Source organism: Cellulosimicrobium sp. BMG9.23, from assembly GCF_059159985.1.
Map to the genome: position 1 here is coordinate 77,754 of NZ_JBZGBZ010000001.1, position 25,698 is coordinate 103,451.

General features: G+C 72.7%; 23 protein-coding genes. 9 read left to right on the forward strand and 14 right to left on the reverse strand.

Annotation, left to right across the window (positions count from 1 at the left end; all coding sequences use genetic code 11):
* Positions 1–19: 19 nt before the first annotated feature.
* Complete coding sequence (locus AC4H2G_RS00325) at positions 20–292, reverse strand: immunity protein CdiI family protein (RefSeq protein WP_494363791.1); 273 nt, start codon at positions 290–292, stop codon at positions 20–22.
* 412 nt (positions 293–704) lie between these two features.
* On the opposite strand from AC4H2G_RS00325, the gene trpS reads away from it, so the two are divergent.
* The gene (trpS, locus tag AC4H2G_RS00330; protein WP_494363792.1) at positions 705–1,799 is read left to right on the forward strand and encodes a tryptophan--tRNA ligase; all 1,095 of its coding nucleotides are present in this window, start codon (positions 705–707) and stop codon (positions 1,797–1,799) included.
* A 69-nt stretch (positions 1,800–1,868) separates the two neighbouring features.
* Here trpS and AC4H2G_RS00335 read toward each other — a convergent pair whose 3' ends face one another.
* From AC4H2G_RS00335 to AC4H2G_RS00345, 3 genes are read right to left on the reverse strand one after another with little or no spacing between them, the layout of a single operon-like run.
* On the reverse strand, positions 1,869–2,597 hold the full coding sequence (locus AC4H2G_RS00335) for a GOLPH3/VPS74 family protein (protein ID WP_494363793.1): 729 nt from the start codon (positions 2,595–2,597) through the stop codon (positions 1,869–1,871).
* 43 nt (positions 2,598–2,640) lie between these two features.
* Positions 2,641–3,360 (reverse strand): ABC transporter permease, encoded by a 720-nt coding sequence (locus tag AC4H2G_RS00340; RefSeq protein ID WP_494363794.1) that lies wholly within the window; start codon positions 3,358–3,360, stop codon positions 2,641–2,643.
* A 29-nt stretch (positions 3,361–3,389) separates the two neighbouring features.
* Positions 3,390–4,301, reverse strand: coding sequence for an ABC transporter ATP-binding protein (locus AC4H2G_RS00345; protein ID WP_494363795.1), 912 nt, complete (start codon positions 4,299–4,301; stop codon positions 3,390–3,392).
* A gap of 160 nt (positions 4,302–4,461) precedes the next feature.
* Between AC4H2G_RS00345 and AC4H2G_RS00350 the strand changes: the two genes are divergently transcribed.
* Positions 4,462–5,730: a sensor histidine kinase gene (locus tag AC4H2G_RS00350; protein ID WP_494363796.1), complete on the forward strand. Its 1,269-nt coding sequence runs from the start codon at positions 4,462–4,464 to the stop codon at positions 5,728–5,730.
* Positions 5,727–6,329: a response regulator transcription factor gene (locus tag AC4H2G_RS00355; protein ID WP_494363797.1), complete on the forward strand. Its 603-nt coding sequence runs from the start codon at positions 5,727–5,729 to the stop codon at positions 6,327–6,329. The genes AC4H2G_RS00350 and AC4H2G_RS00355 overlap by 4 nt, the downstream gene beginning before the upstream one ends.
* Before the next feature lie 133 nt (positions 6,330–6,462).
* Here the strand turns inward: AC4H2G_RS00355 and AC4H2G_RS00360 are convergent, their stop codons facing one another.
* The 3 genes from AC4H2G_RS00360 to AC4H2G_RS00370 all read right to left on the reverse strand — a co-directional run bounded on the left by AC4H2G_RS00360 (position 6,463) and on the right by AC4H2G_RS00370 (position 9,911).
* Positions 6,463–7,131 carry a hypothetical protein gene (locus AC4H2G_RS00360; RefSeq protein WP_494363798.1) on the reverse strand — a complete coding sequence of 223 codons (669 nt, stop codon included), beginning with the start codon at positions 7,129–7,131 and terminating at the stop codon, positions 6,463–6,465.
* A complete protein-coding gene (locus AC4H2G_RS00365; RefSeq protein WP_494363799.1) occupies positions 7,128–7,820 on the reverse strand; it encodes a PRC-barrel domain-containing protein in 693 nt (230 codons plus the stop codon). The genes AC4H2G_RS00360 and AC4H2G_RS00365 overlap by 4 nt, the downstream gene beginning before the upstream one ends.
* Positions 7,821–7,982: 162 nt before the next feature.
* On the reverse strand, positions 7,983–9,911 hold the full coding sequence (locus AC4H2G_RS00370) for a phosphoenolpyruvate carboxykinase (GTP) (protein ID WP_494363800.1): 1,929 nt from the start codon (positions 9,909–9,911) through the stop codon (positions 7,983–7,985).
* 119 nt (positions 9,912–10,030) lie between these two features.
* Here AC4H2G_RS00370 and AC4H2G_RS00375 point away from each other — a divergent pair, with 119 nt between their 5' ends.
* On the forward strand, positions 10,031–11,530 hold the full coding sequence (locus AC4H2G_RS00375) for a helix-turn-helix domain-containing protein (protein WP_494363801.1): 1,500 nt from the start codon (positions 10,031–10,033) through the stop codon (positions 11,528–11,530).
* Positions 11,531–11,680: 150 nt separating this feature from the next.
* On the opposite strand, the gene AC4H2G_RS00380 is transcribed toward AC4H2G_RS00375, so the two are convergent.
* From AC4H2G_RS00380 to AC4H2G_RS00405, 6 genes are all read right to left on the reverse strand, one after another.
* Positions 11,681–12,952 (reverse strand): alpha/beta fold hydrolase, encoded by a 1,272-nt coding sequence (locus tag AC4H2G_RS00380; protein ID WP_494364098.1) that lies wholly within the window; start codon positions 12,950–12,952, stop codon positions 11,681–11,683.
* 92 nt (positions 12,953–13,044) lie between these two features.
* Complete coding sequence (locus AC4H2G_RS00385) at positions 13,045–13,554, reverse strand: pyridoxamine 5'-phosphate oxidase family protein (RefSeq protein ID WP_494363802.1); 510 nt, start codon at positions 13,552–13,554, stop codon at positions 13,045–13,047.
* A gap of 119 nt (positions 13,555–13,673) precedes the next feature.
* Complete coding sequence (locus AC4H2G_RS00390; protein WP_494363803.1) at positions 13,674–14,630, reverse strand: NAD(P)-dependent alcohol dehydrogenase; 957 nt, start codon at positions 14,628–14,630, stop codon at positions 13,674–13,676.
* A gap of 243 nt (positions 14,631–14,873) precedes the next feature.
* On the reverse strand, positions 14,874–16,391 hold the full coding sequence (gene glpK / locus AC4H2G_RS00395) for a glycerol kinase GlpK (protein ID WP_494363804.1): 1,518 nt from the start codon (positions 16,389–16,391) through the stop codon (positions 14,874–14,876).
* 150 nt (positions 16,392–16,541) lie between these two features.
* On the reverse strand, positions 16,542–17,303 hold the full coding sequence (locus AC4H2G_RS00400; protein ID WP_494363805.1) for an MIP/aquaporin family protein: 762 nt from the start codon (positions 17,301–17,303) through the stop codon (positions 16,542–16,544).
* Positions 17,304–17,382: 79 nt separating this feature from the next.
* Positions 17,383–19,131 (reverse strand): glycerol-3-phosphate dehydrogenase/oxidase, encoded by a 1,749-nt coding sequence (locus AC4H2G_RS00405; protein ID WP_494363806.1) that lies wholly within the window; start codon positions 19,129–19,131, stop codon positions 17,383–17,385.
* Positions 19,132–19,391: 260 nt separating this feature from the next.
* Between AC4H2G_RS00405 and AC4H2G_RS00410 the strand changes: the two genes are divergently transcribed.
* Together AC4H2G_RS00410 and AC4H2G_RS00415 are read left to right on the forward strand one after the other, a co-directional pair.
* Entirely contained in the window at positions 19,392–20,345 is a 954-nt protein-coding gene (locus tag AC4H2G_RS00410; protein WP_494363807.1) for a sugar-binding transcriptional regulator, read from the forward strand.
* A gap of 64 nt (positions 20,346–20,409) precedes the next feature.
* The gene (locus AC4H2G_RS00415; protein WP_494364099.1) at positions 20,410–20,973 is read left to right on the forward strand and encodes an amino-acid N-acetyltransferase; all 564 of its coding nucleotides are present in this window, start codon (positions 20,410–20,412) and stop codon (positions 20,971–20,973) included.
* A 25-nt stretch (positions 20,974–20,998) separates the two neighbouring features.
* Here AC4H2G_RS00415 and AC4H2G_RS00420 read toward each other — a convergent pair whose 3' ends face one another.
* Positions 20,999–22,030 carry a LacI family DNA-binding transcriptional regulator gene (locus AC4H2G_RS00420; RefSeq protein WP_494363808.1) on the reverse strand — a complete coding sequence of 344 codons (1,032 nt, stop codon included), beginning with the start codon at positions 22,028–22,030 and terminating at the stop codon, positions 20,999–21,001.
* Between the two features lie 319 nt (positions 22,031–22,349).
* Between AC4H2G_RS00420 and AC4H2G_RS00425 the strand changes: the two genes are divergently transcribed.
* The 3 genes from AC4H2G_RS00425 (at position 22,350) to AC4H2G_RS00435 (ending at position 25,635) form a co-directional block, all read left to right on the forward strand.
* Positions 22,350–23,660 carry an ABC transporter substrate-binding protein gene (locus tag AC4H2G_RS00425; RefSeq protein WP_494363809.1) on the forward strand — a complete coding sequence of 437 codons (1,311 nt, stop codon included), beginning with the start codon at positions 22,350–22,352 and terminating at the stop codon, positions 23,658–23,660.
* Positions 23,661–23,744: 84 nt separating this feature from the next.
* Entirely contained in the window at positions 23,745–24,746 is a 1,002-nt protein-coding gene (locus AC4H2G_RS00430; RefSeq protein ID WP_494363810.1) for a carbohydrate ABC transporter permease, read from the forward strand.
* Between the two features lies 1 nt (position 24,747).
* Positions 24,748–25,635, forward strand: coding sequence for a carbohydrate ABC transporter permease (locus tag AC4H2G_RS00435; RefSeq protein WP_494363811.1), 888 nt, complete (start codon positions 24,748–24,750; stop codon positions 25,633–25,635).
* The last annotated feature ends 63 nt before the right edge of the window (positions 25,636–25,698 follow it).

Genomic DNA, 25,698 nt, shown 5'->3' on the forward strand with positions numbered 1-25,698 from the left:
TCGATCTTGCCCGAGGCGCTCACGCCCCGCTCGTCTCCCAGTAGTCGAGCGTCACGGTCCACGGCTCGGGCAGGGCGTCGCGCAGCGCGAGCAGCAGACGGTCGGCCTCGACCCGGTGGTCGCGCGCGACGCGCGGGTCGTCCCAGCCGGTGAACGGGTCGTAGTGGGCGTCGAACGTCGCGGCCCAGGCGCGGAGCCGTGCGACGAGCGCCTCGTCGAGCAGGTCCCGTACCTGGGAGCCGACGTCCGGCACCTTCGGCCAGAGCGGCCAGCGCGCGCCGTAGTCGTTCATGAGCCGCACGGCATGCGGGTCGGGGCGAGTCGGTCGCCCGGTCGGCTCGGGCGCGCCGTGTGGTCGTGTGCGGGGGACCAACACGCTGCCGGACAGGGGCGCGTACGCGAACCAGCCCGTCTCCGGTAACGGATCGCCCGCGGGCTCCACGCGCCCGTCCGCGTCGCCCGCTCGCCCGCTCTCGTCGTCGTCCGGCACGCGCCCACTCTCGCACGGAGGCGTAGCCTGGAGCCATGTTCACGCGCGACTGGTGGTGGCTGCCCCCGCAGCCGTGACCTGTCGTGCCCACGTCCCGAGCTGCGCTCCGCAGCCGGGACGTCGTCATGTGCGGCGCCGCCCGGGCGCCCGACCGGTCCCCCGACGGACCACCGGGCCCGCGGCGCGCGGCTCCCCTCACCGAAGGAGAGCCACCATGTCCCAGATCCTGACCGCGCCGTCGTCCACCGCTTCCGTCGCCGCGGCGCGCGACCGCAGCGCCGAGCTCGAGGCGCAGATCGCCGCCGACCCCGCACGCTTCCGCGTCCTCACCGGAGAACGACCGACCGGGGCGCTGCACCTCGGCCACTACGTCGCGACGGTCGCCAACCGCGTCCGGCTGCAGCGCGCCGGGGTCGAGGTGTTCCTCGTCGTCGCGGACTACCAGGTCATCACCGACCGCGACGAGGCGGGCGACCTGCGCGGCACCGTGCGCGAGATCGTGCTGGACTACCTGGCGGCGGGCATCGACCCGGAGCGCACGACGATCTTCACGCACTCGTCGGTCCCCGCGCTGAACCAGCTCCTCCTACCGTTCCTCAGCCTCGTCACGACGGCCGAGATCGAGCGCAACCCGACCGTCAAGGCCGAGGCGCTCGCGGCGGCGCGGCGGCAGGGACGGCCGATGAGCGGGCTGCTGTTCACCTACCCGGTCCATCAGGCCGCGGACATCCTCTTCTGCCACGGCAACCTCGTCCCGGGCGGTCAGGACCAGCTCCCGCACGTCGAGATCACGCGCACGGTCGCGCGGCGCTTCAACCAGCGCTACGCCCCGACGAGCCCGTACTTCCCGGAGCCCGAGGTGCTCCTCGCGCCCGCGCCGACGATCCTCGGGACCGACGGGCGCAAGATGAGCAAGTCCGCGGGCAACGCGCTCGAGCTACGCGACGACGAGGACGCCACCGCGCGCTTCGTCCGCCGCCACCGCACCGACTCGGAGCGCCACATCACCTTCGAGCCCGACCGTCGTCCGGAGGTCGCGAACCTGCTCACGCTCGGCGCGTTCGCGTCCGGGACGACACCCGAAGCGCTCGCGGACGAGGTCGGCGCCGGGGGAGCGGGTCGCCTCAAGCAGGTGGTGACGGACGCGCTCGTCGAGCACCTGCGCCCGCTCCGTGCCCGACGGCGCGCGCTCGCCGAGGGCGACGGACCAGACCCCCTCGACGTGCTCGCCCGCGGCAACGCCCGCGCGAACGAGATCGCGGACCGCACTCTCGCCGACGTCTGCGAGCTCATGGGCATGCGGTACTGAGCGGGCGCCTCCGGCGTCGCGTCGCCTGCGTCCTCCGCGCCGTCGGCGCAGTCAGTGCCGGCCGTGCCGTCAACGCCCGCTCGTCGCGACGCTGACGGCGACGGCCGCGCTGGAGGCGGCGATCGCCGCCGCCGTGCGCGTGACGGCGGTGGCCACGGCCTCCGGCCCCCACTGTCCCCGTTCGAGCTCCTTGGCCCGCGTCGCCGTCCGTGTGGTCCACGGCAGCGGAGGCCGCAGGGTCGGCAGAGAGCCGCTGGCCGAGAGGAGCCCGATGATCGCGGCGGTGCGCGCGTCGGGCGCCTCGCGGTCCTCGAGCACCGCGCGGATCCGCTCGCGCAGCCGTGCCTCGTGCTCCTGGTCGGCGGCCGGCCACCGCGTCGTGCGGAACAGCCCGAGCACGCGCGACTCCTGCCGCTCGACCAGACCGCGTCGTGCGAGCCGGTCGATCACCTCGCGCCAGAGGTCTGCCCCGAGCGCGACGAGCAGCGGCTGGACGCGCTGCGTCTTCTCCGCGACGGTGTCGTAGGCCCGCTGCAGCAGGGGGTCGGGCAGCGGCCCGGCCCCCGCCGGGGTGACGCGCGGGCCGTTGAGCACCCCGGTGTCGTCGGTCTCCACCCGCCCGAGCAGCGCGAGCTCGGTGAGCACCGCGCCCCCGAGCGTGTAGTACAGGGTCCCGGCGCCCTGGATGGAGGCGCCGTCGTCGTCCAGCAGGAGGAGCATGAGGTCGTCGACGACGAGCATGTCGCCGGGATCCGCGCGGCTGCCGGCGGGCTCAGGGGTGGGTGTCGGGTCGCTCATCGTCGGTCCTCTCGGAGGTGGTGCGTGCTGGTCGGTGCGGCGGTCATCGTCGAGGCTCCCAGCGGAACATCCTCGCCGCGAACGCGACGGCCGCGACGACCCACGCCAGCGTCGGGGCGAGCAGGAGGAGCGAGTCGGTGACGGCGACGCCGCCCTCCCACGCGGTCACGACGAGCTCGGTGGCCGCGCCTCCGGGCAGGAGCCGCTTGAGCAGCGGCAGGCTCTCGGTCCCGGTGATCCCGACCCAGCTGGCGATCGCCACGACGCCCAGGCTCAGGGGCAGGCCGGTGACCTGGGCGTGCTCGGGGGAGGTGGTGACCCCGGCCGTCGCGATCCCGAGGGCGAGCATCATGACGAACGTGGCGACGACCGCGACGACGAGCAGCACCGGGTCGGCCGGACCGCCACCGACCGCGCCGAACACGCCGAGCATCACGCCGACCTGCACCAGGGCGATCAGGGAGACGGGCAGCACGAGGCCCGTGAGGATGCTCGCGTCCCCTGCGGCGGTCGAGCGCAGCCGCTTGAGGAACAGGTCCTGACGGCGTGCGGCGAGCGTGGTCACGGTCGTCGCGTAGAGGCTGAACGCCGCGATGGTGAACACGAGCACGGCCGCGACGTAACCGACGCTGCCGATCCGGGCGAAGACGTCGCGGAAGCTGATGAAGAACACGGCCGCGGCGACGGGCATGACGAGACTGGTGATGAGCACCGCCCGGTTCCGGAAGAGCTGGACCAGCTCGCTGTGCGCGATGGGAAGCATGGACGGGTTCCTGTTCGGGGAGTCGGGTGTCACGGGAGCGCGGTCGGGACGGGCGCGTCGTCGGTGCCGATGGCGCGGAAGACGTCGTCCAGGCGGGTCGGGGCGGCGGACAGCCCGTGGAGGCCGACGGCGTGGTCGTCGGCCCAGTCGAGGAGCTGCTTGAGGTCGCGCTGGAGCTCGAACGTCTCGATCGCCCAGGACCGGTCGTCCTGCGGGACGGCCTGCACGGGTGGCACGGGTGCGTCCGGCGGGAGCGAGAAGCGGATCGAGGCCGGCAGGGTCCGCGTCAGCTCGTCCACCGTGCCCTCGTGGCGGAACGTGCCGCGGTGCATCAGGCCGATACGGTCGGCACGCTGCTGCGCCTCTTCCAGGTAGTGGGTGGTGAGGACGACGGTCGTCCCGTCCTCGCGCAGGTCCTGCACGGTCGCCCACAACGCGTCGCGGGACGCGATGTCGAGACCGGTCGTCGGCTCGTCGAGGAAGACGAGCTCGGGCCTGCCGAACACCGCGGTCGCGAAGTCGAGCCTCCGCTTCTCCCCGCCCGAGAGCTGGGCGACCCGCGTCTCCGTCTTGTGCGTGAGGTCGACGAGACCCAGCACGCGGTCGACCGAGTCCGAGCGCCCGGAGAGGCGGCCGAGGAGCCGGACCGTCTCCGCGACGGTGAGGTCGGGGGAGAAGCCGCTCTCCTGGAGCATGATCCCGGTCCGGGCGCGCACGGCGGCGCGGTCCTGCGGGCTCTCGCCGAAGACGCGCACGGTGCCGGAGGCCGCCGCGCGGTGGCCCTCGACGACCTCCAGCACCGACGTCTTGCCGGCACCGTTGGTGCCGAGGAGGGCGTACAGCTCACCGCGTCCCACCTGGAACGACAGGTTCTTCACGGCGCGGAAGTCGCCGTACGTGACGTCGAGGTCGTCGACGTCGATCACGGGGTTCGAGGTCATGCCCCCATCACAGCCCGGACCGTCGCGCGCTCCCAGTGCCGCGGCGTCAGGAACCGGGCGTGACGTCCGCGGGTGCTCCCGTGTGACGTGGCGTCACTGGTCGGGCGTCGCCCGGCACCGGATACTGGCCCGGAACCGTCCCCCACCCAGCGAGCTGCCCATGGACCCACGCCCCTCCGCGCCGGAGGTCCCGACGGCGTCCCGCGAGGGCACCACGGCGTACCGGTCGCGCTACCGGTCTCCGTGGGGCTCGGGTACGTCCGGGACGTCCGTGGCGTCGCGACGGCGGTTCCGGCGGCTCAACCTCCTCACCCTCCTGCCGCTGCTCGCGCTCGTGGGCGTGTACCTCGTCGCGGTGCAGGCGCAGGACGCGGCGCAGGCCGTCGTGCTGGGTCTCGGGACGGTGGCGGCCCTGCTCGCCTTCGAACGGTGGACGGCGGGCGACCTCGCGCGCGTCCAGGTGCCCTGCCTCGTCGTCGCCGCAGCCGTCTGGCCGTACGGCGTCCTCGTGGTGGACGGCGGCCCTGAGGCCTCGTACTACGGTCTGGCCCTCGTAGGGAGCCTCACGATCCCCGAGCTTCGCCGCCACCGCGCGGCGGCGGCCGTCGGCCTCGCGGGGTACGTCGCCGCGGTGGGCGTCTGGGGCCTGGTGGTCACCGTACCGGTCGACGCCGCGGCAGTCGTCGCCTACGTCCTCGTCCCCACCGGGATCACGGTGGTCCTCATCGGCCTGCGCTACCCCCACAAGGGCTTCTACGACGTCATGGCGGAGCTCGAGGAGGCGCGGGAGCGCGAGGCCGAGCTCGCCGTCGTGCGCGAGCGCATGCGGTTCGCGAGCGACCTGCACGACATCCAGGGCCACACGCTGCACGTGGTCAAGCTGAAGATCGCGCTCGCGCAGAAGCTGCTGCGGACCGACACGGAGGGTGCGGAGCGGGAGCTGCGCGAGACGTACGCCCTGGTCGGCGACACCATCGCGCAGGCGAAGGAGCTCGCGTACGGGCAGCGCCGGCCGAACCTGTCCGCGGAGCTGGAGAACGCGCGCCACCTCCTCGAGGCCGCGGGCATCCACGTGCACGTCGACCGCCCGGCGGACCTGGGCGTGCACTCCGGGGACCTCCTCGCGCAGGTGCTGCGCGAGACGACGACCAACGTCTTGCGCCACTCGCGCGCCACGCTCGTCCACGTCGCGCTCGCGGACGACCGCATCACGGTCGTCAACGACGGCGTCACGGCCCAGGGGCCTCCGGCGTTGCACGGACTGGCCGTCCTCGCGCAGCGGGTGTCGGACGCCGGCGGGGTGCTCACCGCGGAGGTCGCGGACGGTCGCTTCCGGACCGCGGCCACGTTCCCGGGCCCGCGGTCCGAGGCGGGCACGACGGGCGACGACGCAGACCAGGCGCGCGAGAGCGAGGGGGAGGGGTCATGACCACGGTCGTGCTGGCCGACGACGAGGTCCTCCTGCGCAGCGCCCTCGCCGCCCTGCTCCCGCTCGAGGGGGACGTCACGGTCCTGGCGGAGGCGGCCGACGGGGCGCAGGCGGTCGAGGCGACGCTCGCGCACCGGCCGGACGTGCTCGTCATCGACCTCGAGATGCCCGGCGTCGACGGGCTCGAGGCCGTCGAGCGGATCCGGCGGGTCCTGCCCGACCAGGTGGTCCTCATGCTCACGCGGCACGCCCGGCCCGGCGTCCTGCGTCACGCGCTGCGGCTCGGCGTGCAGGGCTTCGTGAGCAAGTCCGCCGAGCCGAGCCACATCACCGCGGTCATCGCGGCGCTGCACGAGGGTCGGCGTTGGATCGACCAGGACGTGTCCGCCGCCGCGCTCATCGATGACGTCCCGCTGACGGACCGCGAGCTCGACGTGCTCCGCGTGACGCGCGACGGCTTCTCGGTCGCCGAGATCGCGGCCCGGCTGCACCTCGCGCAGGGCACGGTCCGCAACTACCTGTCGAGCGCCATGCAGAAGACCCAGACGCGCACGCGGCACGAGGCCGCGCGGTACGCGCGGGAGCACGACTGGCTCTGAGGAGCCTCCCTCGTCAGCCGCGACCCGCCCTCGTCAGCCGCGACCCGCCCTCGTCAGCCGCGACCCGCCCTCGTCAGCCGCGACCCGCCCTCGTCAGCCGCGACCCGCCCTCGTCAGCCGCGACCCGCCCTCGTCAGCTGCCGAGACCTGCCCGGTCGACCTTGCGGTGGAACCGCATGCCGGCGAGGCCACCGAGGACGGCGCCGGCGAGGCTCACCACCGCGGCTGCGACGAGCGCGATGACGCCTCCGGTCGTGAGGTCGCTCGTGCTCACCGGGATCTGCGGGAACGCGTTGAGCTCCGACAGCACGTTGTACTGGCTGCCCGCGACAAGACCGACGAGCGCCAGCACGATCGCGATCACCACGGCCCACAGCCAGACCGCGAGGCCCTGCTTCGCGCCGTCGAACCGCGCCATGCGGCCGGCGACGTACCCGCCGCAGTAGTAGGCGACGAACAGGACGACGAGCAGGACGATGCCGCCGACGATGCCGATCGTCTCGGCGTTCTCGGTCGCCTGGTCGGCCGCGTCCTGGATGTCGGTCGTGGTGTTGAGACCGAAGACGGCACCGGCGGCCGCGGCCAGCGCGGTGAGCAGGACGACCGTCCCGGTGGCGGTCAGCCACCCGAAGAAGGCCGAGCCGATCTTGATGCCCCCGTGCTCCTCCTTCTCGCGCGCCACGACGGTCTCGCGGTCGCGCGCGACGGGATCGGCGTCGTGCCCGACCGGACGGCGGGTGTCGCCCGCGTCGCGGGCGGTCGGGTCGTTCTCCGGCGGGGTCGCCCCGTAGCTGGTGCTCATGACCGGTTCTCCTCTCCGTCGGCCGCGACGATCTCCTCGCGGACACGTTCCGTGACCTTCCGCTCCTCGCGGGCGGACTGGCCCCCCGGACCTGCCTGGTCGCCCGGCACCGTCTCCGTCACGTACTCCGTGACGACGTATCGGCGCAGCTGGACCGTGCCTCCGGCGTCGGCGTCCTGGCTCGTCGCCACGTCGTCGTCCGAGCGGGCCGACGTGTCGTCGGCGGCCGGACCGGCGGCGTGCCTCCCGACGGCGCCCGCCTCGGCCGCACGGTCGTCCCGCGTGCCGCGATCGCCCTGGTCGTCGTGGTCGTCCTCGCCACGGTGGGCGTCCTGGCCGGGGGTGCCGGACGGGCCGGGACCGGCGGCGGCCTGCGCCCGTCCGTAGTAGCGGAAGAGCTCGCCCTCCTCCTCCCGGGAGAGGTGACCCTCCGAGTCGTCCACGCGCGGCGCCTCCTTGACCTGGTCCTTGCCGAAGGGGACACGGATCTCGTCGCCCTCGACGTCGGCGTCGGCGAGCGGGACGAAGGACTCCGCGGTGCCGAACAGGCCGGTCTTGACGGTCACCCACTCGGGGTCCCCGGTGCGGTCGTCCAGGAAGACCTGGCCGACCTTGCCGATCTTCTCCCCGGTGCTCGAGACGACCGTTCCCCCGTGGAGAAGCCTCTCGATCTGGTCCGTGCTGATCATGGTGGGTCCTTCGGTCCCGCGCTGCCGCAGCGGCTCGCGCTCGAGAGGCCCGTCTGCTGGAGCCGACGTCTCCAGGGTGCGCAGGGTCGAGTCCGCACGCACGTGGGCGGGCAGCGCCGTCCGTGCCGTCTGCCCACGTCCGCACCGCGACGGGTGCGCTGCTCAGGTCCCGAGCCGGTCCCGCAGCCGCGCCAGCTGGACCCACAGCTCGTCCGGCACGCGGTTGCCGAAGGTGTCGAAGAACTCGGCGGTGAGCTCGGCCTCGGCGAGCCACGGCTCGGGCGAGACGTCGAACAGGGCGTCGAGGGCGCCGTCGGGCAGGTCGAGCCCGTCGGTGTCCAGCGCGCCGGGGGCCGGGAGGAGGCCGGCCGGGCTCTTCACGGCGCCACAGTCCGTCCGGACGCCGTGCGCGCGGTCGACCTGCGCGGCGATCCACGCGAGGACGCGCGAGTTCTCGCCGAACCCCGGCCACAGGAAGCTCCCGTCGGCGTCCTTGCGGAACCAGTTGACCTGGAAGATCTTGGGCCGCTTGTCGGCGTCGATCGACGCGCCGACGCGCAGCCAGTGCGCCCAGTGGTCGGCCATGTTGTAGCCGCAGAACGGCAGCATGGCGAAGGGGTCCCGGCGCAGCTCGCCGACGGTCCCCTCGGCGGCCGCGGTCTGCTCGGACGAGATCGTCGCACCCATGAACACGCCGTGCTCCCACCCGTACGCCTGCGCGACGAGCGGGACGTTGCTCGCTCGACGGCCGCCGAAGACGATCGCGTCGATCGGGACGCCCTCGGGGTCCTCCCACGAGTCGGCGATCGTCGGGCACTGCGCCGCCGCGACGGTGAAGCGCGAGTTGGGGTGCGCAGCCGGCCGGTCGCTGTCCGGCGTCCAGTCCTGCCCGGTCCAGTCGACGAGGTGCGCGGGCGCCTCGGGGGTCAGTCCCTCCCACCAGACGTCGCCGTCGTCGGTCAGCGCGACGTTGGTGAAGATCGTGTCCCGGTCGAACGTCTCGACGGCGGCCGGGTTCGTCTCGACCCCCGTGCCCGGCGCGACGCCGAAGAATCCCGCCTCGGGGTTGATGGCGCGCAGGCGCCCGTCGGGGCCGGTGCGCAGCCACGCGATGTCGTCACCGATCGTCTCGACGGTCCAGCCGGGGATCGTCGGGCGCAGCATCGCGAGGTTGGTCTTGCCGCACGCGGACGGGAAGGCGGCGGCGAGGTGGTAGCGGCGGCCCTCGGGCGACGTCGCGCGGATGACGAGCATGTGCTCGGCGAGCCAGCCCTCGTCACGCGCCATGACCGAGGCGATGCGCAGCGCGAAGCACTTCTTGCCGAGCAGCGCGTTGCCGCCGTAGCCCGACCCGTAGGACCAGATCTCGCGGGTCTCGGGGAAGTGCGCGATGTACTTCGTGTCGCTGCAGGGCCACGGGACGTCCTCCGTGGCGGCGCCCGTGTCGTCGACGAGCGGGGCACCGACCGAGTGCACGGCCGGCACGAAGGGCGCGCCGCCGTCGATCAGGTCCATGACGTCCTGGCCGACGCGCGTCATGACGCCCATGCTCACGACGACGTACGGCGAGTCGGTGACCTGCACCCCGACCTGCGAGATCGGCCCGCCGACGGGACCCATCGAGAACGGGACGACGTACATCGTGCGGCCGCGCATCGACCCCTCGAAGACGCCGCGGAGCTCGGCGCGCATTTCCTCGGGCTCGCGCCAGTTGTTCGTCGGGCCGGCGTCGGCCTCGTCGCGCGAGCAGATGAACGTGCGGGACTCGACGCGCGCGACGTCGCTCGGGTCCGACCGCGCGAGGTAGCTGCCCGGGCGGAGCTCGGGGTTCAGGGGCAGGAGGGTGCCGGCGTCGACCATGAGGTCGACCAGGCGCTGCTTCTCCTCGGCGGAGCCGTCGCACCACACGATCGCGTCGGGCTCGGTGAGAGTCGCGATCTCGCGGACCCAGGCGCGGGAGTCGCGGGGGCGGGGGTCGGTGGTGTGCGCGGGAGAGCCGGACGCGGGCGACGTGAGGCCGACGAGCTCGGTCTCGACGTCGTCGAGCAGCGCGGCGAGTCGGGTGCGGCGGGGGTTCGCAGTCGCGGTCATGAAGGGCTCCCGTGGAGTGGGGGGAATTCCTGGCGTCGCCTCCACTCTCACCCCTGCTACTGCGCGCTTTCGCTCTGCAGCGCTGTGAAGTTTCCATGATCTTGACGTACGGTGAAGGAATGCCACGCGCGTACGAGCCGACCCCCGGTGACACCGCCGCCCCGCACGGGGCACCGCAGGCCGACCTCATCACCCTCGGCCGCCGCGTCCGCCACTTCCGGACCGCCCGGGGTCTGACGCTGGACGCGCTCGGCGACGCCGTCGGCACGGCGCCGAGCCTCCTCTCCATGATCGAGAACGGCCGCCGCGAGCCGCGGCTCTCCCTGCTCCAGCAGGTGGCCCAGGCCCTCGACGTGTCGGTGGCCGACCTGCTCACGGACGAGCCGCCGTCGCGCCGGGCCGCCCTGGAGATCGAGCTCGACCGGGCGCAGCGCGGGCCGCTGTTCGCGGCGCTCGGTCTGCCGTCGGTGAAGGCGAGCCAGAAGCTTCCCCTGCCGGTCCTCGAAAACCTCGTGGGGCTGCACGCCGAGCTGCAGCGCCGCGCGACCGAGGCGATCGCGACGCCCGAGGAGGCGCGCCGCGCGAACACCGAGCTCCGGCTCGAGCGCCAGGCGCGCAACAACTACTACCCGGAGATCGAGGCGCTCGCGGAGGACATGACCCGCCGGGCCGGGTACACGGTCGGTGCCCTCACGCACCGGACCGTGGCGCGGATGGCCGAGCAGCTCGGGTTCACGATCTGGCACGTCGACGACCTGCCCCACTCGACCCGCACCGTGACGGACCTGCGCCACGGGCGCATCTACCTCCCGCCGGCGTCGATCCCGGGCGGCCATGGCCTGCGCTCGCTCGCGCTGCAGGCCCTCGCGCACCGCGTGCTCGGGCACGAGCGGCCGCGGTCGTACGCGGAGTTCCTGCGCCAGCGCGTCGAGATCACGTACTTCGCGGCGTGCTGCCTCATCCCGCAGTCGGCCGCCGTCGACTTCCTCGAGCGCCGCAAGCGCGAGAAGGACCTCGCGGTCGAGGACTTCCGCGACGCGTTCGGCGTCACGCACGAGGCCGCGGCGCAGCGGTTCACCAACCTCGCGACCGAGCACCTCGGCATCCCGCTGCACTTCCTGCGCGTCGGTGACGACGGCGCCTTGTTCCGCGGGTACGAGAACGACGGGCTCCCGCTGCCCGCCGACGTCACGGGCGCGATCGAGGGCCAGATGGTGTGCCGGCGCTGGGCCGTGCGCGAGGCGTTCACGCGCCGCGACCGCGCCCAGGAGTCGTACCAGTACACCGACACGCCGGCCGGGACCTTCTGGTGCTCCACCCAGACCGGCACGACGACGAGCGGCCAGTTCTCCCTGGCCGTCGGGGTCCCGTTCGCCTCGGCCAAGTGGTTCCGCGGGCGGGACACGACGGTGCGCCGGCAGTCGGGCTGCCCCGACGAGTCGTGCTGCCGACGCCCCGTCGCCGAGTCCGCGGCGCAGTGGCAGGACGCGTCGTGGCCGAGCGCGCGCATGCACCAGCACGTGCTCTCGGCGCTCCCGACCGGCGCGTTCCCCGGCGTCGACGCGACCGAGGTCTACGCGTTCCTCGACAAGCACGCCCCGTCGTCCGACGGATCCTGACTCGACCGGTCCTGGCTTGCCGAACCCCGGGTTGTACGCCACCCAACGGGCTGATCAACGCGTAACCCGGGGTTCGGCATGCCAACCTCACGCTGCGACAGCCCACCTCCCCGGGTACCTGCCGGACCGAGGTCCGTTGCGCCGCGCGCTTCAGCCGGGCAGCGCACCACCCCGCGCGGCGAGGCGCTCGGCGAGCTGCTGGAAGACGTCGCCGGTGCGGAGCCCGTCGTGCTCGAACTCGTTGGTCACCCACGCCTCGGCGTTCCCGACGTGCGCGGCCGTCTCGAGCGACAGCCCGGCGTCGACGAACATGTCGTCGTGGTACACCGCGGCCTCGACGGGAACCTCGTTGCGGGCGAGCGCGTCGAGGTCGTAGAGGTCGGGCCAGTCCTCCCATGCCGCGAGCGCCTCGGCCGCTGCGCGGAACGGTCGCAGCGCCGCGATGTCGTCGAACATCCAGGGGTAGATCATCTCGCCCGTGAGCAGCAGCGGCCTGGCGTCCACGTCGAACGCGGGGTCCTCGGTGCGCACCGCCTCGGCGGCCCAGGCCGTCGCGCCGGTGTGCGACTGCGCGTAGATCGACTCGTGCAGCACCGCGTAGAGCGGGTTGGTGCGGAACGACGTCGCGGCGGCGACCTCGGCGAGGAACGTGTCGGTGAGCTCGTCCGGGGCGCCCGGGTCGAACGCCTCGTCCACGATCCAGTGGATCCGCTCGGCGCCGGGCTTCATGCCCAGGTCCATTCCGACCGACTGGAACCGGCGCACGGAGAGGGGGCCGCCGTCGGGCAGCCGGACGTCGCCGACGGCGAGGCGGTCCGCGATGCGCGCGAGGCGCGACTCGTCGTCGGGGTACCGCGACCGGTAGCGCGCGTTCTTCCCGACGACGCGTGGCTGGGTCCGGCGGTAGACCTCGCGCGCGTCGGCGCGCAGCCCGGGAAGGCCGCCGGTGACGAGGCACGCGGCGAGGCCCTCGGGCGCGCGAGACAGGTACGTCATCGTGAGGAAGCCGCCGTACGACTGGCCGAGCGACGTCCAGCGGCGCCCGCCGTAGACCGTCCGCCGCACGTGCTCGGCGTCCGCGACGATCGCGTCCGCCCGGAAGTGCGTGAGGTACTCCGCCTGAGCCCCGGCCGCACCGCGCGCGACGAGCGCGGCGCCGCGCACCGCGGACGACCGCCCGGTGCCGCGCTGGTCGAGCAGGACGACGCGGTAGGTCTTCAGCGCCTCGCCGAGCCAGCCGTCGGGGCCGGTGGGCCGCGGCCCTTTCCCGCCCGGCCCGCCCTGGAGGAACACGAGCAGGGGGAGGTCGTCGCGGCGTCGGGCCGGGTCCACGACCTCGCGGACGAACACGGTGAGCCGGCGGGGGTCGCCGTCGTCCCACCAGTCGAGCGGCACCTCGACCTCACGGTCCGTGACGTGCATCCCGGGCACGGCATAGCTGGTCTCGCGCGTGGTGCTCACGCCCGCCACCCTAGCCACCGCACGGTTGCCCACAGCACGCGGCAGGCGTCCGCTCAGAGCTGGACGGTCTCGTTCTCGCCGCCGTCGTAGGGCGTGCCGGTGACCTTGGCCTTGACGAGGCTGAAGAGCGTCGCGACGCGACCGCCGGGGGAGTCCCAGTACTCGGCCGTGTCCGCGTGCAGCCGGATGAGCACGACCTCGGGGGTGTCGGGCCCGTCGGGGAACCACGCGTCGGCGACGGCGTTCCACAGCTCGCGGATCTTCGCGCGGTCCCGGACGACGCTCGCCCGGCCGGACAGGGAGACCCACGAGCTCGACCCGGAGAACGCGGCGTTCGCCGACGAGTCGTGCGCGATCTCCGCGACCTTGTGCGAGTCCTGGGCCGCGAAGAACCACAGGTCGCCGTCGAAGTCGACGGCCTGGACGCCCATCGGCCGGCTGACGAGGCTCCCGTCCTCGGCGACGGTCGTCAGCATCGCGATGTTCTCGTCCTTGATGAGCTCGCGCACCTTCGCGACCTCGTCGGACCCCGCGTGCGGCAGCTCGTGGTGCGTGTCGGTCATGTCGCCTCCCGTGGATGGCGGACCGCCGTCGTGCGGCCCGTACTCGACGCTAGGCAGCCCTCGCCCCGCTCGCTCGCCGAGCCCGAGACCCGAGGCCCGAGGTCGGGTCGGGCGTGCGGTCACACGTCGCGCACGACGACGACCTTGCCCCGGGCCCTACCCGTGCCGTGGACGGTGAGAGCCTCGGGCACCTCCGCGAGGGGGAACGTGCGGTCGACGTGGATCGCGACGTCGCCGGCGGCGCACAGGTCGGCGAGCGGTCCGAAGTGGCGAGGACCCGACCGCACGAGCAGGACGCCGAGCCGGGCGCCGGTCAGCGCTCCCACGACCGGCCCGACGGTGAGCATGCGGAGCAGAGTCCGCAGCGTCCCGCCGACCATGAGGCACCGACCGCGACGGGCGAGCGAGCGCCGGTAGGCGAACACCGACCGGTGTGCGACCAGGTCCACGACGAGGTCGTACGGGCCGGTCCGCGTGAAGTCGGTCCGCCGGTAGTCGATCACCTCGTGCGCGCCCAGCCGGCGGACGAAGTCGAGCTTGTCCTCGGCGTCGACACCGGTGACGTGCATGCCCCGCGCCACCGCCAGCTGGACGAGGAAGCTCCCGGTGCCCCCGCCGGCGCCGTTGACGAGAAGACGTCGACCCGGCGCACCGGACGCGAGGGCCTGCAGGGCGATGGCGCCCGACTGCGGGATCGTGGACGCCTCGGCGAAGGTCAGGGTCGGCGGCTTGTGCGCGAGCACCTTCTCCGGCATAGCCACGAACTCCGCGAACCCGCCGCGGCGCGGGAGGTTGTCGCCGTAGACGTCGTCACCCGGCCGGAAGCGCACGACGCCCTCGCCGACCGCGACGACCCGCCCGGCAACGTCTGACCCGAGGGTCCTCGTGCGCGGGGCGCGGAGCCCGTCGAGGCGCGCGTAGCCCGGACTGCCCCGCAGCGCCTCCCAGTCCGACAGGTTCACCGACGTCGCGACGACCTCGACGAGCACCTCGCCCCGCGCCGGCGCGGGCGTCGGCACCTCCCGGAACCGCAGCTCGTCGACCGACCCGTACCGCTCGTACACCCACGCGCGCACCCGACCACCGTAGGGACTCCGTGACCCCGGAGCGAGCGCACCACACACCCAACCCCCCGCCCACGTCGGCCAGCAGCCCGGCCGCACCCCCGCGAAGGCGACACGAAAGGAGGGGGTGGGATGGGATCGCCGGTCGTGGCGGGTCTGGCGGGAGCGCGCGAGGAACGAGCGCGCGGATGGTAGACCGGCGATCCCATCCCACCCCCTCCGGACGAGAAGGCGAGACCTACGTCGAGTGCGGGCTTACTGCTCCACGTCCTCGTCCACCCACTCGAACGTCTTCGTCACGGCCTTCTTCCAGTTGCGGTACAGCCGCTCGCGCTCGACCTCCTCGACGGCGGGCGTCCAGCGCTTGTCCTCGGCCCAGTTGTCGATGACGTCCTGCTCGCCCTTCCAGTACCCGACGGCGATGCCCGCGGCGTACGCGGCACCGAGCGCCGTCGTCTCGGCGACCTTGGGCCGCACGACGTCGACGCCGAGCTGGTCGGCCTGGAACTGCATGAGCAGCTCGTTGGCGACCATGCCGCCGTCGACGCGGAGCTCGGTGAGGTCGACGCCAGAGTCGGCGTTCATGGCGTCGAGCACCTCGCGCGTCTGGTACGCGGTGGCCTCGAGCGCGGCGCGCGCGATGTGGTTGCGGTTGACGTACCGCGTGAGGCCGACGAGCGCACCGCGCGCGTCGGGCCGCCAGTACGGCGCGAACAGGCCGGAGAACGCGGGCACGAAGTACGCGCCGCCGTTGTCCTCGACCTTGCCGGCGAGCCACTCGACGTCGGGCGAGTCCTCGAACATGCCGAGGTTGTCGCGCAGCCACTGGATGAGGGACCCGGTGACCGCGATCGAGCCCTCGAGCGCGTAGCGCTGCGGCTGGTCGCCGATCTTGTAGCAGACCGTCGTCAGGAGCCCGTTCTCGCTCATGACCTTCTCGGTGCCCGTGTTGAGCAGCATGAAGTTGCCTGTGCCGTACGTGTTCTTGGCCTGTCCGATCTCGAAGCACGCCTGGCCGAACGTCGCGGCCTGCTGGTCGCCGAGGATGCCGGCGATCGGCACGCCGGGCAGGAGGCCCTGCTGGCGACCCTTGCCGTAGACCTCGGACGACGACCGGATCTCGGGGAGCATCGACAGCGGGATGCCCATGTCCGCGGCGATGTCCTCACGCCACGAGAGCGTGTCGAGATCCATGAGCATGGTGCGCGACGCGTTGGTCACGTCGGTGATGTGCACGCCGCCGTCGACGCCGCCCGTGAGGTTCCACAGGGTCCAGGTGTCGGTGTTGCCGAAGACGAGGTCGCCGGCCTCGGCCTTCTCGCGCGCTCCCTCGACATTGTCGAGGATCCACTTGACCTTCGGCCCGGAGAAGTAGGTGGCGAGCGGCAGACCGACGATCGACTTGTACTTCTCGGGGCCGTCCGAACCACCGAGCTCGTCGACGATCTTCTGCGTGCGGGTGTCCTGCCAGACGATGGCGTTGTACACGGGCTTGCCGGTGGTCTTGTCCCAGACGACGGCCGTCTCACGCTGGTTGGTGATGCCGACGGCGGCGATGTCGTTGTGGGTGACGTTCGCCCGGGTCAGCGCCAGGCCCACGGCCTCGCGCACGTTGTTCCAGATCTGCTCCGGGTTGTGCTCCACCCACCCGGCGCGGGGGAAGATCTGGTCGTGCTCGAGCTGGCCCGTGGAGACGATCTCCCCGGAGTGGTTGAAGACGATGGCCCGGGAGCTCGTGGTCCCCTGGTCGATGGCGAGAACGTAGTCGGCCATGGTGAGTTCAGTCCTTCACGTCGGTGTGGTGTACGGGGAAGTTGATGCGGGTCGGGTTGGTCAGGGTCGCGGCGTCGGTCACGGGTGCCCGACGCCGCGTGGCCGCCTGACCGGGGTGGCCCCCGGCACCCCGGTCACGCGACGGGCGACCTAGGCGTAGACGCCGCCGAGGAGGCCGGCGAGGACGCCGCCGACCAGCGGACCGGCGACCGGGACCCACGAGTAGGCCCAGTCGCTCGACCCCTTGCCGCGGATCGGCAGCAGGGCGTGGGCGATGCGCGGGCCGAGGTCGCGGGCAGGGTTGATGGCGTACCCCGTCGGGCCACCGAGGCTCGCGCCGATGCCGACGACGATGAGCGCGACGGCGAGCGGACCGAGCCCGGACGGCGTCCTGCCCGAGACGACGACGAAGAACACCAGCACGAACGTCGCGAGGACCTCGGTGACGAAGTTCCATCCGTAGGAGCGGATCTCCGGGCCGGTCGAGAACACGGCGAGCTTCGTGGCGGCGGGCGCGTCCTCGTCGAAGTGCTTCTTGTAGGCGAGGTACGCGAGGACGGCGCCGATGATCGCGCCGAGCAGCTCCGCGCCGAAGTACATGAACATGTTGCCGACGGTCGGTTCGATCGTCGCCGTCACCGCGCCCTCAGGCCCGGTGAGCGTGGCGAACGGCATGTCCGCGGCGAAGAGCCCGATCGTCACCGCGGGGTTGAGGTGGGCGCCCGACTTGAAGGCGACGAACACACCCGCGAACACGGCGAGGCCCCATCCGAAGTTGATGAGGAGCCAGCCGCCGTTGAAGCCCTTGCTCCTCGGCAGGACGACGTTCGCGACGACGCCCGCGCCGAGGAGGATCAGGGTCGCCGTTCCGAGGACCTCGGACCAGAAGGCGTTCATGAGGAGTTGATCCATGGTGCGCTCTCTTTCGTGGTGGACTGCTCTGTCTCAACCGGCCCGGGTCGCGGTGCGCCCGGGATGTCTCGTTGCCCGCTCAGCTGTCCCGCAGCGGCTGGAGCGGGGCGACGTCGTCGACCGCGAGGCGGGTGCGCTCGGCCGCGTCGTCGTCCGGCTGCTGCTCGGCGGCGGCCTCGGCGTTCGCGCGGTCGGTGTAGCTGCGGACCTCGGCGTCCCGCGTCGCGTCGTCCCAGCCGAGGAGACCAGCCGCGATCTCGGCGATCTCCGGGAGGGCGGCGAGCCCGCGGTCCGCGACCTCGTAGTTGAGCCGCGTCCGGTGCAGCAGCAGGTCCTCGAGGTGCAAGGCGCCCTCGTGGGACACGCCGTACGCGATCTCCGCGCGCAGGTAGGCGGGCGCGTGCTCGAGCGGCGTCGCGAGGTCCGGCTGCTCCTCGCACAGCTCGACGATCTCGCGCAGGTTCGAGCCGTACCGGTGCAGCAGGTGGTCGACCATCGCGGGCGTCCAGCGGTAGCGCGACGCCCAGGGCCGCGCCTGGCGACGCACGGCGTCGAGCCCGACGGCGCCGAGCAGGGGGACCTTGTGGGTGATGGACCCGAGGGCGCTCGCGCGCTGGCCGATCGCGAAGTCGACGGCGTCCTTGGCCATGACCCGGTAGGTCGTGAGCTTGCCGCCGGCGATGACGGTGAGGCCCGGCGTCGGCGAGGCGACGGTGTGCTCGCGCGACACCTTGGCGGAGCTCGTGCCCTCCTTGGTGCCGGGCTGCAGGAGCGGGCGCAGGCCGGCCCACGTGCCGATGATGTCGTCGCGCGTGAGCGGGTGGGCCAGCACGGCGTTGGCGTGCTCGAGCACGTAGTCGATGTCGGCGGACGTCGCGACGGGGTGCTGCAGCTCCTGCTCCCACGGGGTGTCCGTGGTGCCGACGACCCAGTAGCGCGACCACGGGATGACGAACAGGACCGACTTCTCGGTCTGCAGGATCAGCCCGACCTGCCCCTTGATGCGCTCGCGCGGGACGACGATGTGGATGCCCTTGGAGGCGAGCACGCGCAGTCCGCCCTCGGAACCGGCGAGCGCCTCGGTGTCCTCGGTCCAGACGCCGGTCGCGTTGATGACCGAGCGTGCGCGGACGGTGAGCTCGTGGCCGGTCTCGAGGTCGACGAGCACCGCGCCGTTGACCGCGCCGGTCGCGCCCTTGGTGAGGGAGACCACCTGCGTGCGCGACGCCGCGTGCGCGCCGTACGAGGCGGCGGTGCGCACGAGCGTGCTCACGAGGCGGGCGTCGTCGACGGACGCGTCCCAGTACTGCACCGCGCCGACCGCCGCGTCGTGCGCGAGATCGGGGAACTTCTTCTCCATGCGGCTCCGGCTCAGGTGCCGGTGGAACGGGAGGGCGCGTTTGCCAGGGGCGACGCTCGCGAGCGTGTCGTACAGGGCGATGCCGGCGCCGACGTAGGCGCGTTCCCAGACGCGGTGCTCGAGGGGGTAGAGGAACGGGACGGGGCGGACGAGGTGGGGCGCGATCTCCTTGAGGAGCAGGTCGCGCTCGGTGAGCGCCTCGTGCACGAGGTGGAAGTCGAGCATCTGCAGGTACCGCAGGCCGCCGTGGACGAGCTTGCTCGACCGGCTCGACGTCCCGGCGGCCCAGTCCTGGGCCTCGACGATCGCCGTCGAGAGCCCGCGGGTCACCGCGTCGAGGGCGATGCCGGCCCCGGTCACACCGCCACCGATGACGAGGACGTCCAGCTCGGCGTCGGCGCTCGTGCTCGCCTCGAGCGCTGCGAGCGCCTGGCGACGCGAGTCCGCGGTGAGTCTCGTGGATGCCATCCGTCCAACCTCTTCCCGTCCGTGTCGTCCTGCGTGCGGGACGCCGACGCGACCGCTGCGGCGTCGTACGCCGCTCAGGTACCGCTCAGGTGACGCTCACAGCCGACGTTCCCACGCACGACCGAGGCGCGCGAGCCGGAAACGTCCTGGTCCGGGCGGACCGTCGCGTCCTCGCACGCCCTTCACACCACCACGGCCCGAACGGACGCGCAAGCCCTGTGCACGAACGTGCAGAATGGGGGTTCCCGACGGACGGAGCCGTGATGGTCGACCGAGAGCAGGACGTGCTGCGCGCAGCGTCGATGTACTACCTGCAGGACATGAAGATGGAGGCGATCGCGAAGCACCTGCGCACGTCGCGGTCGACCGTGTCGCGGCTCGTGAAGCGCGCCCGCGAGACCGGCCTGGTCGAGATCTCGCTGCGGCCGACGCAGAGCCGCGCGCCGGGTCTCGGCCAGCACGTCGCGAGCACGTGGGGGATCGACGCCTACGTCGTCCCCGTCCCGGACCAGGCGCCGCAGGTCGACCGGCTCGAGCAGGTGGCGATGACGACGGCGCGCCTGCTCTCGACGTGGTTCGACTCCGACATGGTCCTCGGCATCGCGTGGGGCACGACGCTCTCCGCCGTCTCGCGGCACCTGCCCCGCAAGCCGACGCGCGGCAGTGCCGTCGTGCAGCTCAACGGCGCCGCGAACACGCGCACGTCCGGGGTGCACTACGCGGGTGACCTCATCGCCGGGTTCGGGACCGCGTTCGACGCGCACGTGCACCATTTCCCGGTGCCGGCGTTCTTCGACTACGCCGAGACCAAGCAGGCGATGTGGCGCGAGCGGTCGGTGCGGCGCGTGCTGGATGTCCAGCGCCGGGCGGACATCGCGCTCTTCTCGGTGGGGGCGGTCGCCGGCGGCGTGCCCTCGCACGTCTACTCCGCGGGCTACCTGGAGCGGGAGGACATCGCGGTGCTCGACGGCGAGGGCGTGGTCGGCGACGTGTGCACCGTGTTCCTGCGGCCGGACGGGACCTATCGCGACATCGCGCTCAACGCGCGCGCCACGGGTCCGGCGCCGGACGAGCTGCGCCGCGTCCCGCGACGCGTGTGCGTCGTGGCGGGGGACAACAAGGTCGCGCCGCTGCGGGCGGCGCTGCGCGCCGGCGTGGTGACGGACCTGGTGATCGACGAGATCACCGCGTCGCGGCTCGTCGCGAGCGCATGAGCAGGTATGCACTCGCCTGCGTGAGTATGCAGTAGAGGCCGGATCGTCGTACAGTGACGTCGTGCTGACGCCCCCCGCCGACGACGCGCGCCCCGACCCCACGGGGGTCCGCGTGCGCCCCGCGCTCCCCGCGGACGTCCGGTCGATCCGGGCTCTCGTCCAGCCGTACGCCGAGGCGCGCATCCTCCTCGCGAAGGAGATGGTCGGCTACTACGAGGCCGTGCAGGAGTTCGTCGTGGCCGACGCCGTCCGCCCGGCCGCGCAGCCCGGCGCGGCTCCTGAGGTGGTCGGCTGCGGGGCGCTCCACGTCATGTGGGACGACCTCGCCGAGATCCGCACGCTCGCCGTGGACCCGGCCTGGCGCGGGCACCGCGTGGGACACGCGCTCGTCGTGGAGCTCCTCGCCCGCGCCCGGGCGCTCGGGCTGCGCCGTGTCTTCTGCCTGACGTTCGAGGTCGACTTCTTCGTGCGGCACGGCTTCCGGCCGATCGACGGGACCCCGGTCACGCACGACGTCTACGCCGAGCTGCTGCGCTCGCACGACGACGGCGTCGCGGAGTTCCTCGACCTCGCGCGCGTGAAGCCGAACACGCTCGGCAACACGCGCATGCTCCTCGAGCTCGACTGAGCTCGACTGAGCTCGCCCGCCAGGCTCAGGCGATGGGCGCCGTCGACGCGCGGGTGACGACGCGGCACGGGAGCTCCTCGATGCCCGGCCGCACCGTCCCGTCGATCGCGGCGAAGAGTCGCTGGGCGGCCACGCGGCCGAGCCGCTCGAGGTTCATGTCGACGCTCGTCAGCTGCGGTCGCGCGTTCGCGGAGAGCACCTCCCAGTTGTCGAAGCCGATGACGGACACCTCCCCGGGGACGTCGCGGCCGAGCTCGCGCAGCGCGTCGAGCACGCCGCGCGCGATCTGGTCGCTGCCGCAGAAGAACCCGTCGACGTCGGGGTGCTGCTCGACGACCATGCGGGCCGCGCCCCGGCCCCAGCCCTCGCTCCACGAGCCGAAGTACGTGTGCCCGCCGACGACCTCGAGCCCGGCGGCGGCCAGCGCGGACTGTGCGCCGGCGGCGCGGTCCTGGGCCGCCTGGTAGCCGGGGTCGCCCGACACGTGGGCCACGCGGCGTCGTCCGCACGCGAGGAGGTGCTCGACCGCGAGCCGCCCGGCGCCCACGTTGTCGGCGGTGATCGACACGTCCCCGGGCTCCTCCGAGGGGGCGTAGGCGTAGACCACCGGGACCGGGATCTCGGCGCTCAGGGGCGGTCGCGGGTCGGTGCGCGAGCCCACGACGATGAGGCCGTCGACCCGTCGCGACAGCAGCGCGCGGACGTGGTGCTGCTCGCGGATGGCGTCACCCCGCGCGTCGCACAGGAAGACCGAGACGCGACCGGCACCGAACGCGTCCTCGGCCCCCATGAGCACCGGGATCGAGAAGCGGCCCTCGAGGTCGCTCGTGAGCAGCCCGACGGTGCCCGTGCGGCCCTTGAGGAGCCCGCGCGCGAGCGCGTTCGGCGCGAACGAGAGCCGTTCCGCCGCCTCGAGGACGCGCAGGCGCGTCTCGGCCTTCACCTGGTCGCGCCCGTTGATCGCCTTGGACGCCGTGGCGATCGAGACGCCGGCGAGGCGGGCCACGTCGGTCAGCGTCGCGGCGCGCGGCGTCGCGCTGCCGTTCTGGGTGGTCATGAGGCCGTGCCCCCTCCTGGTCCCACGGCGTGGTCGCCGTCGACCGAGTGCCGTGATCGAACTGTAACCCTGCGCACCGCTTGACGGCTCCGCGCGGCTGTCCTAGATTCAGAAAACCTTTTCGGGTGCTTTCGGTCAAGTGGAGATCGTGCAGAACCGGCCCGGTGGGGCCCTGGAGCATCGAAGACTAGCCGTCAGCGGGGCAGGACGGCCAGGCGACGATCCCGGCGGCGACACCCGGACCGAAAAGGCGTTCGGACGTCCGGCGGACCTGCTGGGCGAGCGCATCGGGCTCGACGACGAGTACAGGAGACGCGAGATGACGAACCACCGCAGGACGACGGCGACGAAGGCCGCGGCCTCGACGCTGGTGATCGGCCTGACCGCTCTCGGCCTCGCCGCGTGCGGCGGCTCCGACGGGGGCGACGACGCCCCCGCGACCGCCGGCGCCGGAGGTGCCGAGGGCGTCGACGACGGCAGCACGCTCACGCTGTGGACGCGAGCACCGCTGGAGAAGCAGGCGAACCTGCTCGTGGACGCCTACAACGAGAGCCACGAGAACCAGGTCGAGCTGACCATCGTCCCCAACGACGACTACGTCGCCAAGGTCGGTGCCGCGGCGGGCAGCGACGGTCTGCCCGACCTCTTCGCGGCCGACATCGTGTACGTGCCGAACTGGGTCGAGCAGGGCCTCTTCCAGGACGTGACGAGCCGCATCGACCAGCTGGACTTCGCGGACGAGATCAACGCTGGCCACCTCGAGGCCGGCACCTCCGAGGACGCGGAGCACGTCCTGCCCTTCGTGCTGGACGTGTCGGTCCTCTTCTACAACAAGGACCTCTACGAGCAGGCCGGCCTCGACCCGGAGGCCGGGCCGACGTCGCTCGAGGAGTTCGCCGAGCAGGCGAAGGCGGTCGACGCTCTCGGCGGCGGCGTCGACGGCACCTTCTTCGGCGGCAACTGCGGCGGGTGCCTGGTGTTCACGTGGTTCCCGTCGATCTGGGCCGCGGACGAGGACGTCATGAACGCGGAGGGCACGGAGTCGCTCCTCGCGAGCGACACCGCGCAGGAGGTCTACGCCGTCTACAAGGACCTCGTCGACTCCGACGCCGTCGGTGCCGGCACGCGCGACGAGACCGGTGCGACGTGGGTCGCACCCTTCCAGGAGGGCAAGATCGGCGTCATGCCGTACCCGGCGACGCTCCTGTCGACGGCGGACGAGACCGTCGACGTGGGTGTCGCGCCGATCCCCGGACCGGGCGGCGGCAGCTCGACCTTCGTCGGCGGCGACGGCATCGGCATCTCCAAGGACAGCGTGAAGGCCGACCAGGCCTGGAACTTCCTGTCCTGGCTGATGTCGGAGGAGGCGCAGGTCGAGGTCCTCGCGCAGAACGGCGACGTCGTCTCGCGCGCCGACCTGGTCGACAACGAGTACTCCTCGGCCGACCCGCGCGTCGTGACGATCAACGAGGTCGCCGCCGCCGGTCGCACGCCCGTCGCGCGCAACTTCCAGCAGGCGTTCAACGCGCCGAACAGCCCGTGGCTCACGCTCGTCCGCAACGCCGTGTTCGAGGACGCGTCGAGCATCGAGGAGGACAACGAGGAGATCACCGCGGTGCTCTCCCAGTAGCAGGACGGCGCCGCCGTCGCCCGGACGCCGGGCGACGGCGGCGCGCCCCGCACGCCTTCCCTCGGCACCTTCCTGGAGACCGTCATGTCCGTGCAGTCCGCACCTCCGCCGTCGTCCCGACGGACCACGCCGGTGCAGCTCCCGCTCTCGAGCGACACCGTGGGGCCCGGGACCCCGCCGCCCCCGGCCACCGGCCGGCGTCGGCGGCCCGGTCGGCATCAGGCCTCGCGCGGCTGGGCCTATGCCGCGCCGACCGCGATCTTCGTCCTCGTCTTCTTCGTGCTCCCCGTGCTCCTCGTCGGCCAGATGTCCGCGTCCGACTGGCCGCTCCTGGCCGGCAACCAGGGGCCGAACTTCCCCGAGAACTTCCAGGACGCCGTCGACAACCGGTTCTTCTGGGACTCGGTCGTCTTCACGCTGAAGTACACGGTCATCGCGACCGTCCTGCTCATCGGGCTGGGGCTCGGCCTCGCGCTCCTCGTGCAGGAGGCCTCGCGCTGGAAGAGCTTCCTGCGCACCGCGGTCCTCGTGCCGAGCGCGCTCGGGCTCGCGTCGGCGTCGCTCCTGTTCTACGCGCTGTACTCGCCGCAGGTCGGGCCCATCTCGCCCGTGCTGGAGGCGCTCGGCGTCGTCGACGAGCCCGTGTCGTTCCTCGGCACGCCCGAGGGCGCGCTGTGGTCGACGGTGTTCCTCGTCGTCTGGCGCTTCGCCGGGTTCTACATGCTCCTGCTCATGGTGGGGCTGCAGGGCATCCCGCACGAGGTGTACGAGGCCGCGCGCATGGACGGCGCGAGCCGCTGGCAGACCTTCTCGCGCGTGACGCTCCCGCTGCTGCGCCCGTCGCTCGCGCTGTGCACGATCCTCTGCGTCACCGGGTCGCTGCTCGCGTTCGACCAGTTCTACATCCTCACGAAGGGCGGCCCGGACAACAGCACGATCACCGTGGTCCAGCTCATCTACAACGTGGCCTTCCAGGGACAGAACGACCTGGGCGTCGCGGCCGCGCTGTCGATCATCGTGCTCGCCGCCCTCGTCCTCATCAACCTCGCGCAGATCCGTGCGATGCGCGCCCCCGAGGAGAAGTGACATGACCGGAACCGCCACCGCACCGGCCCCCGCCCGGCCGACGCCGCGGGCACGGGCCCCGCGCGCCCGCATCGCCGGCGTCGCCACGCGCACCCCGTACTGGGTCCTCACGGGCGGGCTCGCGCTCGTCTTCCTCTTCCCCCTGGTGTGGGCGGGCGTCGCGTCGGTCTCGCCGCAGCCCGGCTCCAACCAGGTCGACGGGTGGGGCTTCGGCAACTACGTGACGCTCGCGGGCTACCAGGCCGGGATCGTCCAGTACCTGTGGAACTCGGTCGTCGTCTCGGGGCTCACCGTGCTCTTCACGCTCGGCGTCTCGCTGCTCGGCGGGTACGCGTTCGCGCGCTTCCGCTTCCCCGGGCGCGACGTGCTGTTCCTCGTGACCCTCGCGATCCTCATGGTCCCGTACGCGACGCTGCTCATCCCGCTGTACGTGCTGCTCAACGAGATCGGCCTGCAGAACTCGCTCGTCGGGCTCGCGCTCGTGCTCGCGATGTTCCAGCTGCCCTTCGCCACGTTCATGATGCGCATCTCCTTCGAGTCCGTGCCGCGCGAGCTCGACGAGGCCGCGCTCGTGGACGGCTGCTCGTCGTTCGGCGCGCTGTGGCGCGTGCTGCTGCCCGCGGTCAAGCCGGGGCTCATCACGGTCGGGCTGTTCGCGTTCCTCGCGGCGTGGAACGACTTCGTCGCACCCCTCATCCTCATCACCGACTCCACGAAGGCGCCCCTGCCGCTCGCCGTCGCGAACATGCGTCAGCAGGTCATGGGCATCGTCGACTACGGCGCGACCCAGGCGGGCGTCGTCGTGCTCGCCGTCCCGTGCATCGTCCTGTTCCTGCTCCTCCAGCGCCACTACGTGCGGGGCTTCATGTCCGGCGCGCTGAAGGGATGACCGACGACCGGGCGTCCACGACGCCGTCCCCGAACCCGCCGCCGCCCCCGGGCGGCCTCCCCG

Bases quoted from the DNA above. Each gene is read 5' to 3' on its own strand.
- AC4H2G_RS00325 (WP_494363791.1), bottom strand. From the start codon at position 292: ATGAACGACTACGGCGCGCGCTGGCCGCTCTGGCCGAAGGTGCCGGAC.
- trpS (WP_494363792.1), top strand. From the start codon at position 705: ATGTCCCAGATCCTGACCGCGCCGTCGTCCACCGCTTCCGTCGCCGCG.
- AC4H2G_RS00335 (WP_494363793.1), bottom strand. From the start codon at position 2,597: ATGAGCGACCCGACACCCACCCCTGAGCCCGCCGGCAGCCGCGCGGAT.
- AC4H2G_RS00340 (WP_494363794.1), bottom strand. From the start codon at position 3,360: ATGCTTCCCATCGCGCACAGCGAGCTGGTCCAGCTCTTCCGGAACCGG.
- AC4H2G_RS00345 (WP_494363795.1), bottom strand. From the start codon at position 4,301: ATGACCTCGAACCCCGTGATCGACGTCGACGACCTCGACGTCACGTAC.
- AC4H2G_RS00350 (WP_494363796.1), top strand. From the start codon at position 4,462: ATGGACCCACGCCCCTCCGCGCCGGAGGTCCCGACGGCGTCCCGCGAG.
- AC4H2G_RS00355 (WP_494363797.1), top strand. From the start codon at position 5,727: ATGACCACGGTCGTGCTGGCCGACGACGAGGTCCTCCTGCGCAGCGCC.
- AC4H2G_RS00360 (WP_494363798.1), bottom strand. From the start codon at position 7,131: ATGAGCACCAGCTACGGGGCGACCCCGCCGGAGAACGACCCGACCGCC.
- AC4H2G_RS00365 (WP_494363799.1), bottom strand. From the start codon at position 7,820: ATGATCAGCACGGACCAGATCGAGAGGCTTCTCCACGGGGGAACGGTC.
- AC4H2G_RS00370 (WP_494363800.1), bottom strand. From the start codon at position 9,911: ATGACCGCGACTGCGAACCCCCGCCGCACCCGACTCGCCGCGCTGCTC.
- AC4H2G_RS00375 (WP_494363801.1), top strand. From the start codon at position 10,031: ATGCCACGCGCGTACGAGCCGACCCCCGGTGACACCGCCGCCCCGCAC.
- AC4H2G_RS00380 (WP_494364098.1), bottom strand. From the start codon at position 12,952: ATGCACGTCACGGACCGTGAGGTCGAGGTGCCGCTCGACTGGTGGGAC.
- AC4H2G_RS00385 (WP_494363802.1), bottom strand. From the start codon at position 13,554: ATGACCGACACGCACCACGAGCTGCCGCACGCGGGGTCCGACGAGGTC.
- glpK (WP_494363804.1), bottom strand. From the start codon at position 16,391: ATGGCCGACTACGTTCTCGCCATCGACCAGGGGACCACGAGCTCCCGG.
- AC4H2G_RS00400 (WP_494363805.1), bottom strand. From the start codon at position 17,303: ATGGATCAACTCCTCATGAACGCCTTCTGGTCCGAGGTCCTCGGAACG.
- AC4H2G_RS00405 (WP_494363806.1), bottom strand. From the start codon at position 19,131: ATGGCATCCACGAGACTCACCGCGGACTCGCGTCGCCAGGCGCTCGCA.
- AC4H2G_RS00420 (WP_494363808.1), bottom strand. From the start codon at position 22,030: ATGACCACCCAGAACGGCAGCGCGACGCCGCGCGCCGCGACGCTGACC.
- AC4H2G_RS00425 (WP_494363809.1), top strand. From the start codon at position 22,350: ATGACGAACCACCGCAGGACGACGGCGACGAAGGCCGCGGCCTCGACG.
- AC4H2G_RS00430 (WP_494363810.1), top strand. From the start codon at position 23,745: ATGTCCGTGCAGTCCGCACCTCCGCCGTCGTCCCGACGGACCACGCCG.
- AC4H2G_RS00435 (WP_494363811.1), top strand. From the start codon at position 24,748: ATGACCGGAACCGCCACCGCACCGGCCCCCGCCCGGCCGACGCCGCGG.